Origin of the sequence: Streptomyces violaceusniger Tu 4113 (genome assembly GCF_000147815.2) — a bacterium.
GTDB classification, from domain to species: domain Bacteria; phylum Actinomycetota; class Actinomycetes; order Streptomycetales; family Streptomycetaceae; genus Streptomyces; species Streptomyces violaceusniger_A.
This window is the reverse complement of record NC_015957.1, coordinates 2,277,026-2,290,594: the sequence shown is the minus strand read 5'-3', so window position 1 is coordinate 2,290,594 and position 13,569 is coordinate 2,277,026. Positions and strand designations below refer to the sequence as shown.

10 protein-coding genes are annotated in these 13,569 nt (G+C 72.0%); 6 read left to right on the top strand and 4 right to left on the bottom strand.

Translation table 11 applies throughout. The annotated features are described in order from the left end of the window. Positions 1-37: 37 nt before the first annotated feature. Entirely contained in the window at positions 38-1,144 is a 1,107-nt protein-coding gene (gene hemE / locus STRVI_RS10060; protein WP_014055530.1) for a uroporphyrinogen decarboxylase, read from the bottom strand. 91 nt (positions 1,145-1,235) lie between these two features. Here hemE and STRVI_RS10055 point away from each other — a divergent pair, with 91 nt between their 5' ends. The 5 genes from STRVI_RS10055 (at position 1,236) to STRVI_RS10035 (ending at position 8,111) form a co-directional block, all read left to right on the top strand. Further along, positions 1,236-1,964, top strand: coding sequence for a DUF3000 domain-containing protein (locus tag STRVI_RS10055; protein ID WP_014055529.1), 729 nt, complete (start codon positions 1,236-1,238; stop codon positions 1,962-1,964). Positions 1,965-2,548: 584 nt separating this feature from the next. Beyond that, the gene (locus STRVI_RS10050) at positions 2,549-3,208 is read left to right on the top strand and encodes a response regulator transcription factor (protein WP_014055528.1); all 660 of its coding nucleotides are present in this window, start codon (positions 2,549-2,551) and stop codon (positions 3,206-3,208) included. Between the two features lie 113 nt (positions 3,209-3,321). Continuing rightward, positions 3,322-4,599, top strand: a complete 1,278-nt coding sequence (locus STRVI_RS10045; protein ID WP_014055527.1) for an HRDC domain-containing protein — start codon at positions 3,322-3,324, stop codon at positions 4,597-4,599. Between the two features lie 168 nt (positions 4,600-4,767). Continuing rightward, positions 4,768-5,985: a thiolase family protein gene (locus tag STRVI_RS10040; RefSeq protein ID WP_014055526.1), complete on the top strand. Its 1,218-nt coding sequence runs from the start codon at positions 4,768-4,770 to the stop codon at positions 5,983-5,985. Beyond that, positions 5,982-8,111, top strand: coding sequence for a 3-hydroxyacyl-CoA dehydrogenase NAD-binding domain-containing protein (locus STRVI_RS10035; RefSeq protein ID WP_014055525.1), 2,130 nt, complete (start codon positions 5,982-5,984; stop codon positions 8,109-8,111). The genes STRVI_RS10040 and STRVI_RS10035 overlap by 4 nt, the downstream gene beginning before the upstream one ends. A 97-nt stretch (positions 8,112-8,208) precedes the next feature. Here the strand turns inward: STRVI_RS10035 and STRVI_RS10030 are convergent, their stop codons facing one another. Beyond that, positions 8,209-9,255 (bottom strand): hypothetical protein, encoded by a 1,047-nt coding sequence (locus STRVI_RS10030; RefSeq protein ID WP_014055524.1) that lies wholly within the window; start codon positions 9,253-9,255, stop codon positions 8,209-8,211. 69 nt (positions 9,256-9,324) lie between these two features. Between STRVI_RS10030 and STRVI_RS10025 the strand changes: the two genes are divergently transcribed. Next, positions 9,325-9,732 (top strand): hypothetical protein, encoded by a 408-nt coding sequence (locus STRVI_RS10025; RefSeq protein ID WP_014055523.1) that lies wholly within the window; start codon positions 9,325-9,327, stop codon positions 9,730-9,732. Positions 9,733-9,738: 6 nt separating this feature from the next. Here STRVI_RS10025 and STRVI_RS10020 read toward each other — a convergent pair whose 3' ends face one another. Continuing rightward, complete coding sequence (locus STRVI_RS10020) at positions 9,739-11,310, bottom strand: amino acid permease (protein WP_014055522.1); 1,572 nt, start codon at positions 11,308-11,310, stop codon at positions 9,739-9,741. A gap of 192 nt (positions 11,311-11,502) precedes the next feature. After that, a complete protein-coding gene (dxs, locus tag STRVI_RS10015; protein ID WP_014055521.1) occupies positions 11,503-13,464 on the bottom strand; it encodes a 1-deoxy-D-xylulose-5-phosphate synthase in 1,962 nt (653 codons plus the stop codon). Between the last annotated feature and the right edge of the window lie 105 nt (positions 13,465-13,569).

Sequence of the window (13,569 nt, the reverse complement as noted above, 5' to 3'; positions counted from 1 at the left end):
CACGACGCCACGGGAGGCACGCGGGTTCCCGCTTGGTTCAGACCTTCACAGAAGGTGCGCGCGATGCGCTCCTTGTGTGCACATACTCCACAAGGCGGGTCAGCGCGTCCGGGTCGGTGCTGGGCAGCACGCCATGGCCGAGGTTGAAGATGTGCCCCTCCAGCCCCCGGGCGGCCTCCAGCACCTCCTCCGCCTTGGCCTCCACAGCCGTACGCGGGGCGAAGAGCACGGCGGGGTCGAGATTGCCCTGGAGCGCCTTGCCGGGGCCGACCCGCCGGGCGGCCTCGTTCAACGGCACCCGCCAGTCGACGCCGACGACATCCGCGCCCGCCTCGCCGAGCAGTCCGAGCAACTCACCGGTGCCCACCCCGAAGTGGATGCGCGGCACCCCGTATCCGGCGACGGCGTCGAAGACCTTCTTGGAGGCGGGCAGCACGCTGCGGCGGTAGTCGGCGGGGGCGAGGGCGCCCACCCAGGAGTCGAAGAGCTGGACGGCCGAGGCGCCCGCCTCGATCTGGACCTTGAGGAAGGCGGCGGTGATGTCGGCGAGCCGGTCGAGCAGCGCGGCCCACAGCGCCGGGTCGCCGTACATGAGCGCCTTGGTGTGCTCGTGGTTGCGCGAGGGGCCACCCTCGATCAGATAGCTGGCGAGCGTGAAGGGGGCGCCCGCGAAGCCGATGAGCGGGGTCGCGCCGAGCTCGCCGACGAGCGCCCCGATGGCCTCGGTGACGTACTTCACATCGTCCGGATCGAGCGGACGCAGCCGCTCCAGATCGGCCCGGGTGCGGATCGGCCGCTCGACGACCGGCCCGACCCCGGGCTTGATGTCGAGGTCGATGCCGATGGCCTTGAGCGGCACGACGATGTCGCTGAAGTAGACGGCCGCGTCCACCCGGTGGCGGCGCACCGGCTGCAGCGTGATCTCGGTGACCAGGTCGGGCCGCATGCAGGACTCGAGCATCGCGGTGCCCTCGCGCAACTTGCGGTACTCCGGAAGCGAGCGCCCCGCCTGCCGCATGAACCACACCGGCGTATGAGACACCGGCTCCCGACGGCAGGCCCGCATGAAGGCCGAATCGGCTGTGGCACGAGCCGCGGCGCGGCCGGTCTGCTGCTGGCCCGAGGGCCGCTCATTGGCGCTCATGCCCCAAATCTTCGCACGGGCCGAACGAGTGACCCGCCAACCCGGGTGTTCCTCCCCGGTTAGGGCCCTCACTGCGCCTAGTCTTCCGGGCATGGCAGCGGTTCAAGGACACCTCTCGAACGGTGCTGACGGCCCTGACGGCACGGAAGCAGGCGGTGAGGACACCCCTCCCGCCTTCCGGCATGCCGTCGCCGCGCTGAGCGGTGTGCGGGTACGGCCCGAGGTGGAGCTCGATCCGACCCCACCCCCGCGTCGGCTCGCACCCTACTCGTACGCGCTGGAGGCGGTGGTCACCGGCGCGTCGGACGACGAGGAGCTGGCCGAGGGGCGGCTGATCCTTCTGCACGACCCGGCCGGGCACGACTCCTGGCGCGGCACCTTCCGCCTGGTCACCCTGGTCCACGCGGATCTGGAGCCGGAGATCGCGGCGGATCCGCTGCTGCCGGAGGTGTGCTGGTCCTGGCTCACCGGCGCACTGGAGGCCCGCGGTCTGCCGTACGGGCAGCCCAGCGGCACGGTCACCCGGGCGAGTTCGCACTACTTCGGCGCGATGGGCGAACGGGAGCCGTCGACCCGGATCGAGATCCGCGCCTCGTGGACCCCGGCCGCCCACCCGGCCCCCGAACCGGCCCGCGCCGGCCCACGGCGCCCGGAGTCCGTGGAAGAGGGCGCAGGCGAACCGCTGGGCGTGCCGGACACCGCGGGGCATCTGGCCGCGTGGTGCGACCTCCTGTGCCAGATCGCGGGCCTGCCCCCGGCAGGGGCCGCGGAGGCGGGGGTCGTCTCACTGCCCCAACGGCGGGGTCCCCAGGCCCGCTGACGTTCCGGATGCTGGGTCGTCCCGCCGGGGTGGCCCCCCTTGCGTCACCCCGGTAAGCCCAAGGACGCCGCAGCGCACAAGGCGGCTCGGGTCTTCCGACCCGGGCCACCTCCCTACGGCAACCCGGTAAGCCGATGGGCGCCGTAGAGCACCGGGTGGCTCGGGCCTTCCGGCCCGGCCCCCCCCTGCGACAACCCGGTAAGCCGAAGGGCGCCGCAACGTATCCGGGCGCATGGTCCGACCGGCCGGGGGCACCTCCCAGCGGTAGCCGGGGGCGAGCCGAAGGGGCGCGTCGCTGTCGAAAGGGAGAGCGCGCGCAGGGAGCGAGGGCTGCGATCGATGTGCGGCTCCGCCGCGTGAGCGACCGAGCACGGTCGACCGTCGACAGGGGGCACCTCCCAGCGGTAGCCGGCGGAGACGAGGCGCCCCGGAGGCGAACCGAGCCTCAAAAAGACCAGAGCTGGTCGATCAGTCGTCCTAATTGCCCGAATTGTTACTCACCAAATCGTGATCATTCCCTAAAGCCAGGCCGTATCGGTGCCGAAGGACGTGATGACCCGTCCCACAACTCCCCAGGAGGCCTGGTGTCTGTTCTCCTCGAGCAACCGTCCAGCCTGGTCGCCTACCGCCCGAACAAGCCGACGGCCATGGTCGTCGTCGCCGACCCCCGCGTACGTTCCACCGTCACCCGCCACCTCTGGGCCCTCGGAGTGCGCGACGTCATCGAGGCGTCGTCCATCGCCGAAGCCCGTCCCCGCATCGGAAATCCGCGCGACATCTGCGTCGCCGATGTCCACCTTCCCGACGGCTCCGGCCTCACCCTGCTCTCCGAGACCCGCGCCGCGGGCTGGCCCAATGGGCTGGCCCTGTCCGCCGCCGATGACATCGGCGCCGTAAGGAACGCGCTGGCCGGCGGCGTCAAGGGCTATGTCGTCACCGGCACCCGCACCAACCTCGGCATCCCGGGCCGTCCCGGCACCGCCCCGCTCGGCGCCGCCGCCCGGATGCACCGCCGCCCGCCGGGCGCCCCCGGCCACCCCGGCGGCTACCGGGAGCTGTCGGGCCGCGAGGTCGAGGTACTGAGGCTGGTTGCGGAGGGCCAGTCCAACAAGGCCATCGGCGTCTCGATGGGCCTGTCCGCCCTCACCGTCAAGAGTCACCTCGCCCGGATCGCCCGCAAGCTGGGCACCGGGGACCGGGCCGGCATGGTCGCGGTCGCACTGCGCACCGGGATCATCCACTGAGCCGTATCGCCCGCCCGGCCGTCGCGCCTCTCCCCACCATCCCCGCGCCCGTCGACGGAACGTTCCGTCGACGGGCGCCCTGCGTACTCTCCGCACACAGCTACCCTTGACAGGTGACCGACGCCCAAGAGACCGCAGCAGAGACGACACTGCGAACCACCGGGGGCGCTCCTCCGGACGACCTCCCCCCGGCGCCGGTCCCCTTGCTGGAGCCGCGCGAGGGCATCCCGCCCGTCACCGCGGACGCGGACGCGCTCGCCGAGGTCATCGCGACCTTCGCCGCGGGCCACGGCCCGGTGGCCGTCGACGCCGAGCGCGCCTCCGGCTACCGCTACGGACAGCGGGCCTATCTGGTCCAGCTGCGCCGGGCCGGAGCGGGGACCGCACTGATCGACCCCGTCGGCTGCCCCGACCTCTCCGGTCTGGGCGCCGCGATCGCCGACGCCGAATGGGTCCTGCACGCGGCGACCCAGGATCTGCCCTGTCTGCGGGACATAGGCATGATCCCCGCCCGGATCTTCGACACCGAACTCGCGGGCCGGCTGGCCGGATTCGCCCGGGTGGGGCTCGGCGCCATGGTCGAGAACATCCTCGGATACGCCCTGGAGAAGGGCCACTCCGCCGTCGACTGGTCGACCCGCCCGCTGCCCGAGCCCTGGCTGCACTACGCCGCGCTCGATGTCGAGCTGCTGGTCGACCTGCGCGACGCGCTGGAGGAGGAGCTGGAGCGGCAGAGCAAGCTGGAGTGGGCGCATCAGGAGTTCGCGGCCATCGCCGCGGCCCCGCCCGCCCCGCCGCGCAAGGACCCCTGGCGGCGGACGTCGGGGATGCACAAGGTCCGGCGGCGCCGGCAGATGGCCGTGGTGCGCGAGCTGTGGACGGCCCGGGACCGGATCGCCCAGCGCCGCGATGTCTCGCCGGGCAAGGTGCTGGGCGACGCGGCCATCGTCGAGGCCGCGCTGGCCCTGCCCGCGAACGCCCGGGCACTGGCCGCGCTGAACGGTTTCGGCCACCGGATGAACCGGCGCCAGCTGGAGCAGTGGCAGGCCGCGGTGGACCGGGCGCGGGAGCTGCCCGAGGCCGACCTCCCCCAGCCGGGCCAGCCGGTGACCGGTCCGCCCCCGCCGCGGGCGTGGGCCGACAAGGACCCGGCCGCGGCGGCGCGGCTCTCCGCGGCGCGCGCGGCCGTCACCCAACTGGCCGAAGGGCTGAATCTTCCGCAGGAGAACCTGATCGCCCCGGACACCGTCCGGCGGCTGTGCTGGGAGCCGCCCGCCGAGCCGACGACGGATGCGGTCGCCTCCGTTCTCGCAGGTCACGGCGCCCGTCCCTGGCAGATCGACCAGGTGACCCCAGTGCTCGCGGCCGCCTTGCTGGCGACCCCGGCATGATGTGACGCGCGTGGACCGGCGGCGGGCGCCGCCGGCCCGCGGCTGTGACCTTCAACCCTCCGGTCGTGGGGACTGGGCAGCTTGGTTACTCATAAGTAGCATGAGGCTGTGAGGCGCGCCCCGGGCGTGCCCGCAGCAGTGCCATCCCGCACCTGGAGGAGAGCCAACGTGCCTCGTACCGCTAGGGACGTCGTCTTCGTCGACGGCGTCCGGACCCCATTCGGCAAGGCGGGCCCGAAGGGCATCTACCATGAGACCCGCGCCGACGACATGGTCGTCAAGTGCATCCGGGAGCTGCTGCGCCGCAACCCGGATCTGCCGCCGGAGCGCATCGACGAGGTGGCCATCGCCGCGACGACGCAGATCGGCGACCAGGGCCTGACCATCGGCCGCACCGCGGGCATCCTGGCCGGGCTGCCCCAGTCGGTCCCCGGCTACGCCATCGACCGGATGTGTGCCGGTGCGATGACGGCCGTGACGACCACCGCGGGCTCCATCGCCTTCGGCGCCTATGACGCCGTCGTCGCGGGCGGCGTCGAGCACATGGGCCGTCACCCCATGGGCGAGGCGGTGGACCCCAACCCCCGCTTCGTCTCGGAGAAGCTGGTCGACGAGTCGGCCCTGTTCATGGGCATGACGGCGGAGAACCTCCACGACCGGCTGCCGCACATCACCAAGGCGCGCGCCGACGAGTTCGCGGTGCGCAGCCAGGAGAAGGCCGCCAAGGCGTACGCCAACGGGAAGATCCAGCAGGACCTGGTGCCGGTCTCGGTGCGCCGCACCTCCCCCGAGGGCGGCGAGGTGGGCTGGGGCCTGGCGACCGCGGATGAGCCGATGCGCCCGGGCACCACGCTGGAGGGCCTGGCCTCGCTGAAGACCCCGTTCCGCCCGCACGGCCGGATCACGGCCGGTAACTCCGCGGGGCTCAACGACGGCGCCACCGCCTCGCTGCTCGCCTCCGAGGACTTCGCCCAGGAGCTGGGCCTGCCGGTGCGGATGCGCCTGGTCTCCTTCGCCTTCGCGGGCGTCGAGCCCGAGGTGATGGGCTACGGCCCGGTCCCGGCGACCAAGAAGGCGCTCGCCAAGGCCGGTCTGTCGATCGAGGACATCGGCCTGTTCGAGATCAACGAGGCGTTCGCCGTCCAGGTCCTGTCGTTCCTGGACCACTACGGCATCGCCGACGACGATGCGCGCGTCAACCAGTACGGCGGCGCCATCGCCTTCGGCCATCCGCTGGCCTCCTCCGGTGTCCGGCTGATGACGCAGCTGGCGCGGCAGTTCGAGGAGCAGCCGGAGGTCCGCTACGGCATCACCACGATGTGCATCGGCTTCGGCATGGGTGGCACCGTGATCTGGGAGAACCCGCACTTCGAGGGGAACAAGTGACCAACACCGCAGAGCTTCTCAAGGGGGCGGCAGAGCTGTTCCCGGGCGAGGTCGTGACGCAGGCGCACGTCCGCCACCTCGATCTCCCCCAGGGCGCGGGCCGCTTCGCGCTCATCACGCTGGACAACGGCCTGGATCACACCAAGCCCACCACCTTCGGCCCGGCCTCGCTCGCCAACCTCGACACGGCGATCGACCAGGTCGAGAAGGAGGCGGCGGACGGCGAGATCACCGGTGTCGGCATCACCGGCAAGCCGTTCATCTTCGCCGTGGGCGCCGACCTCAAGGGCGTGGAGCTGCTGAAGCGCCATGAGGACGCGCTGGCCATCGGCAAGGGCGGCCATGACGTCTTCAAGCGGCTGTCCTCGCTCGCCGTGCCCACCTTCGCGTACTACAACGGCGCGGCGATGGGCGGCGGGGTCGAGGTCGGGCTGCACTGCGCCTACCGCACCGTCTCCGCGGCGCTGCCGGCCTTCTCGCTGCCCGAGGTGTTCCTGGGCCTCGTCCCCGGCTGGGGCGGCTGCACCCTGCTGCCGAACCTGATCGGCGCCGACCGCGCGGTCTCGGTCATCATCGAGAACTCCCTCAACCAGAACAAGCAGCTCAAGGGCGAGCAGGTCTATGAGCTCGGGATCGCGGACGCGATCTTCGAGGGCGCGGACTTCCTCGAGCAGTCGCTGATCTGGACCGCCTCCGTCCTCAAGGGCGAGATCGAGGTCGTACGGCCCGAGATCGACCGCGGCGACGCCTGGCACGAGGCCGTGGTGCGCGGCCGTGCCATCGCCGACGGCAAGGTGCACGGGGCGGCCCCGGCCGCCTACCGCGCGCTGGAGATCATCGACGCCGCGCGCAACGGCGACCTCGCCCGCGGCTACGAGGCCGAGGAGAACGCGCTCGCCGACCTGATCATGGGCAGTGAGCTGCGCAGCGGCATCTACGCCTTCAACCTGGTGCAGAAGCGCGGCAAGCGCCCGGCCGGCGCCCCGGACAAGTCGCTGGCGCGCCCGGTCTCCAAGGTGGGCGTCGTGGGCGCGGGTCTGATGGCCTCGCAGTTGGCCCTGCTGTTCGTGCGGCGTCTGGAGGTGCCGGTCGTCCTGACCGACATCGACCAGGAGCGGGTCGACAAGGGCGTGGGCTATGTCCACGGCGAGATCGACAAGCTGCTGCTCAAGGGCCGGATCAACCAGGACAAGGCCAATCGCCTCAAGGCCGCGGTGACCGGTTCGCTGGACAAGGCCGCCGCCTTCGGTGACGCCGACTTCGTCATCGAGGCCGTCTTCGAGGAGATGGGCGTCAAGCAGAAGGTGTTCGCCGAGGTCGAGGCGGTCGTGCCGGAGCACGCCATCCTCGCCACCAACACCTCCTCGCTGTCGGTGTCCGAGATGGCGTCCCAGCTCAAGCATCCCGAGCGGGTCGTGGGCTTCCACTTCTTCAACCCGGTCGCGATCCTGCCGCTGCTGGAGATCGTCCGCGGTGAGAAGACCGATGACGCGGCGCTGGCCACCGCCTTCGGCGTGGCCAAGAAGCTGAAGAAGACCGCCGTCCTGGTCAAGGACGCCCCGGCGTTCGTGGTCAACCGCATCCTGACCCGCTTCATGGGCGAGATCCAGAACGTCATCGACGAGGGCACCCCGGTCGACGCCGCCGAGCGCGCCATCGAGCCGCTGGGCCTGCCGATGTCCCCGCTGGTGCTGCTGGAGCTGGTCGGCCCGGCGATCGGCCTGCATGTCTCCGAGACGCTGCACGGCGCGTTCCCGGACCGCTTCACGGTCTCGGAGAACCTCCGGCGCGTGGTCGAGGCGGGCAAGCGCGGCTTCTACGTCCACGATTCCGGTAAGCCGGAGCTGGACCCGGAGGTCGCCGCGCTGCTCCAGCAGGGCGACACCGTCCTCACCGAGGAGCAGGTGCGCACCCGGGTGCTGGACGCCGTCGCGCAGGAGATCGGCCTGATGCTCCAGGAGGGCATCGTCGCCGAGGCGCAGGACATCGACCTGTGCCTGATCACCGGTGCGGGCTGGCCCTTCCACCTGGGCGGCATCACGCCGTACCTGGACCGCGAAGGCGTCTCGGAGCGAGTGAACGGGAAGGCGTTCCTGGCCCCGGGCGTGGCGAGCGTCCCGGCGTAACGCGACAGTGGTCCGGCCGAGCGCCGGGCGGGCCGAGGAATCGGTCCCGCCCGGCGCTCGTGCCGTTTCCGGCCCTTCAGCGGGGCCGGCGGGCCGCTCAGCCGCTTCCCACGCGGTTCCAGGCCCTCAGGGCCAGCCCGCCCTCGTCGGTCTTCTGACGGGCCACCAGGAGCCGTCCGTCCATTCCCAGGGCGGCCAGCACCACCCGGCCCTGCCCGTCCAGCGCCAGCGCCGGGTTGTGGGCGCCCTGCTCGCCCGAGGGCGTCCACCACACCCCCGCCGCCTCGTCCTCGCTGGGGTGGGCGGCGACCGCCAGCCGCCCGGCGTCCTGGTGGGCCAGGACGGTGCAGTCGTGACCGTCCACCACGGCGCGCACCGCGGCGACCGGGCCGGTGCCCGTCGACCCGCCCAGCGGCGCGGGGGCCGGGGCGCCCGGCCGCCAGGCCAGGAGCTCGCCGCTGTCGGCGTCGCGCCAGTAGTGAGTGAGGGTGCCGGGGCTGGTCTCCACCACGGCCGCCGAATCCGGCCGGGCGTCGGCGGGGACGTCCTCGCCCCGCTTCGGGGCGGCGCCGGGCTTGGGCTGGTACCAGCGCAGCGCGGCGCCCTTCCCGGCCGGTGCGAGCAGTTCGAGCCGGCCGTCGGCGGTCGCGGCCGCCGACAGTCCGCCCAGCACATCCGTGCCCTTCCAGTCGGTCCAGCGCTCCCAGGTCCCCTTGGGGTCCTGCCGCCGCGCGCTCACCCCGCCCCCGGCGTTGCGGACGAAGACGCGCAGGGCGCCGGAGGAGTCCACCGCCATGGCGGGCGCGCTGGTCCGCTCGGCCTTGCGGGGGTCCTTCGGATGCGGGGTGCCCAGCGAGTGCCACGCCGTCAGCGGGCGGCCGGTCTGGAACTGGATGGCGTGGACGATGTCGACGCGCGCCGGCTCGCCGGTGCCGCCCGGCCGGCGCCGAAGCCCCACCAGATGGGCGTACCCCTCCGTGCTCTGAGCGACGGTCAGACTGACCAGGCCGGGGGCCTCGATCAGCCAGGGGCCCGTCCACTCCGGCCCTGCGGGCCGGTCTTCCGTCCAGCGCGCCACACCGCCCGCCACCAGTGCATAGGCCGTGAGCCTGTCGTCCTTGCCGCGGAGCAACCGCAACGCCATGGCCCGCTGCCAACCTTCCCCGAGTTGGTCCACCTGATCGAACGACGTCCATAGTAATTTGCCTGGACTATGGATGGACTTGTGGTGGTCGATGCCGCCAACGTGATCGGTTCGGTCCCCGACGGCTGGTGGCGTGACCGCCGCGGCGCCGCCGAACGGCTCCGCGACCGGCTGGCCGTCCTCGCCAGGACCGGGCTCCCCGACCGCCCGGGTGTGCCCGGCTGGGCCACCCGCCCTCCGGTGGACATCGTGATGGTGGTCGAGGGCGCGGCGCGGGGCATCGAGCCGGTGGAGGGCGTACGGGTGGAGAACGCGCCGGGCAGCGGCGACGACCACATCGTGAAGGTGGTGGCGGCCCGTGACGAGGGCCGCCCGTGCCTGGTGGTGACGGCGGACCAGGAGCTGCGGGCGCGGGTCACCGCGCTGGGCGCGCAGGTGACGGGCCCCCGGACGGTCCGCCCCGACCGCTCGTCCTAGGCCGGGTCAGGCGGCTCCCCGCGGGCCCTGCTCCGTACGCGTCCCCACCTCGGTCACCCTGCTGTGGCGGCGCCCGTACAGGAAGTAGACGACGAGGCCGATGGCCATCCACACCGCGAACCGCAGCCAGGTCTCGGCGGGCAGATTGAGCATCAGCCACAGCGAGGCGGCCACCGACGCGATCGGCAGCACCGGCACCCATGGCGTACGGAAGGCGCGGGGCAGATCGGGCCGGGTGCGGCGGAGGATCAGAACGCCGAGCGCGACGACGACGAAGGCGAAGAGCGTGCCGATGTTCACCAGGGCCGCGAGCTGGGAGATGCTGGTGAACCCGGCGACGACGGCGATGAGCGTGCCGAGAAGGATCGTCGAGCGGTAGGGCGTGCGGAAGCGCGGGTGCACCCGGGAGAAGACCCTGGGCAGCAGCCCGTCCCGGCTCATCGCGAAGAACACCCGGCTCTGGCCGAGCAGCAGGATCATGCACACCGTGGTGAGCCCTACCGCGGCGCCGAAGCTGATGACGCCCGCGTAGAAGGGGTGTCCGGTGGCCTTGAAGGCGTCGGCGAGCGGGGCGTCCACCGTCAGCCGGGTGTACTTCTGCATCCCGGTGACCACGATCGACACGGCGACGTAGAGCACGGTGCAGATGAGGAGCGAGCCGAGGATGCCCCGGGGCATGTCCCGCTGGGGGTTCCTGGTCTCCTCCGCCGCGGTCGCCACCACGTCGAAGCCGATGAAGGCGAAGAAGACCACGGCGGCGGCGGTGAAGATGCCCTCGACGCCGAAGGTCGTCGGCTGGTAGCCGAACATCAGCTGGATCAGCGGCGCGGTGAGTCCCGAGCCCGAGAGCGTGCCCTTGGCCTCGGGGATGAAGGGGTGGTAGTTGGCCGGGTCGATGAAGAAGGAACCCGCGATGATGACCAGCAGCACCACGGTCACCTTCACCCCGACCACCACCGAGGTGACGCGCGCCGACAGCTTCATCCCGAGGACGAGGATCCCGGTGAGCGCCAGCACCAGCGCGGCGGCGAGCACGTCGAAGGAGAAGCCGTGCGCCGCGTCGGGCCCGGACAGGGCGGCGGGCAGCTCCCAGCCGACGTTGGCCAGCAGCGAGCGGACGTAGCCGGCCCAGCCGACCGCGACCACGGCCGTGCCGAGCGCGAACTCCAGCACCAGGTCCCAGCCGATGGTCCAGGCGGGCAGCTCGCCCAGCGAGGCGTACGAGAAGGTGTACGCGGACCCGGCCACCGGCAGGGTCGAGGCGAACTCGGCGTAGCAGAGGGCGGCCAGCGCGCAGACGATGCCCGCGACGACGAAGGCGAGGGCGGTCGCGGGGCCCGCCTGCTCTTTGGCGACGGCCCCGGTGAGGACGAAGATGCCGGTCCCGATGATCACACCGACGCCGAAGACCGTGAGGTCCAGGGCGGACAGGGACCGGGTGAGGGCGTGCTCGGGCTCCTCGGTGTCCTTGATGGACTGTTCGATCGACTTCGTCCGCAGATAGTCCGGCCGGTCCTTACGGCCGGTATCGCCACCAGTGCCGCCGCCGGAGCGGCCCTCGGGTTCCCGCTCGCTCACCGATGCCACCTCCACGCCTGCCCGTGCCCCGTGGGCGCCCATGGTTCTGGCAACCGGGCGGGAGGGAGGTGCGCACACCCGAAGCCCCGGCCGATTCACCCGATGGGGGCGGGCCCGGGGGACGCACGCTGGGCCGGTCGGAGCAGGAGGCTCCGGCCGGCCCGGGCGGAAAGGGGGCGGCGGCCCGGTGGCTCAGTCGCGCACCGGCTCGGCCGTCGCCGACCGGGTCACATCGGCGCCGGAGCCCGCGTCCGCGGACTCGCTCCCGTAGCGGCCGCCGATCCTGGAGACCAGCCCGGTGACCTGGCGGGCGATGTCCGGTGCGGTCAGCCCGATCTCCGCCATGACCTCCTTACGGGAGGCATGGTCGAGGAAGCGCGGCGGGATACCGAAGTCGCGCACCGGCATGTCGACGCCCGAGTCGCGCAGCGCCTGGGCCACGGCGGAGCCCACACCGCCGACCCGGCTGTTGTCCTCGACGGTGACGACGACGCGGTGGCGCTCGGCGAGGGCGGGCAGCTCCTCGTCGACCGGCTTGACCCAGCGAGGGTCGACCACCGTAGTGGAAATCCCCTGTTTGTCGAGAAGGCCGGCGATCTCCAGACACATCGGGGCCAGCGCGCCCACCGAGACCAGCAGCACATCGGGCCGCTCACAGTCGGCCGCCGCGGGCTCCCGCAGCACATCCATGCCACCGATGCTGCCGACGGCCGCGACCGCCGGGCCCACCGCGCCCTTGGAGTAGCGCACCACGGTCGGCGCGTCCGCCACCTCCACGGCCTCGCGCAACTGGGCGCGGACCTGGTCGGCGTCGCGCGGGGCGGCGATCCGCAGACCCGGGACGACCTGCAGGAGCGACATGTCCCACATGCCGTTGTGCGAGGCCCCGTCGGTGCCGGTGATACCGGCGCGGTCCAGCACGAAGGTCACCCCGCACTTGTGCAGGGCCACATCCATCAGGACCTGGTCGAAGGCGCGGTTGAGGAAGGTGGCGTAGACGGCGAAGACCGGGTGGAGTCCGCCGGTGGCGAGCCCGGCCGCCGAGACGGCCGCGTGCTGCTCGGCGATGCCCACGTCGTAGACCCGCTCCGGGAAGCGCTTGGCGAACTCGGTGAGCCCCACCGGGTGCAGCATGGCCGCCGTGATCGCGACGATGTCCTCGCGCTCCTCGCCGAGCTTGACCATCTCCTCGCCGAAGACCGAGGTCCAGTCGGCACCGGAGGCCGAGATCGGCAGCCCGGTGTCCGGGTGGATCTTGCCGACGGCGTGGAAGCGGTCCGCCTCGTCCTGCAGGGCGGGCTGGTAGCCGCGGCCCTTCTCGGTGAGACAGTGCACGATGACCGGGCCGCCGAAACGCTTCGCCCGCTGCAGCGCCGACTCCAGCGCCTCGATGTCATGGCCGTTGATCGGGCCGACGTACTTCAGCCCCAGGTCCTCGAACATGCCCTGTGGGGTGATGAAGTCCTTCAGCCCCTTCTTGGCCCCGTGCAGCGTCTCGTACAGCGGCCTGCCGACGACCGGGGTGCGCTCCAGCAGGTCCTTGCCGCGGGCCAGGAAGCGCTCATAGCCGTCGGTGGTCCGGAGGGTGGCGAGATGGTTGGCCAGGCCGCCGATGGTCGGGCCGTAGGAGCGCTCGTTGTCGTTGACGACGATGACCAGCGGGCGGTTCTTGGCGGCGGCGATGTTGTTGAGCGCCTCCCAGGCCATACCGCCGGTCAGCGCGCCGTCGCCGATCACGGCGACCACGTGGTCCTGCTTGCCTAGCAGCTCATTGGCCTTGGCGAGGCCCTCGGCCCAGCCGAGGACGGTCGAGGCGTGGCTGTTCTCGATGACGTCGTGCTCGGACTCGGACCGCGAGGGATAACCGGACAAACCACCCTTGCTCTTGAGCTTGGAGAAGTCCTGGCGGCCGGTGAGCAGCTTGTGGACGTACGACTGGTGCCCGGTGTCCAGCAGCACCTTGTCCCGGGGCGACTCGAAGACCCGGTGCAGGGCGATGGTCAGCTCCACCACGCCGAGATTGGGGCCGAGATGGCCACCGGTCTTGGAGACGGCGTCGACGAGGAAGGAGCGGATCTCCGCGGCCAGCTGGTCCAGCTCCTCCGGAGTGAGCCGGTCCAGATCGCGCGGTCCCGTGATGCGGGTCAGCAGCACCCGTGCCTCCTTGCTTCGAGCGTCTCCATGGAGCTTGCCAGTCCGCCCGAGTCTAATGTTCCGCCCTCCGGCGCAGACCTCCCCCCATGCGATGTCCGTCACGCG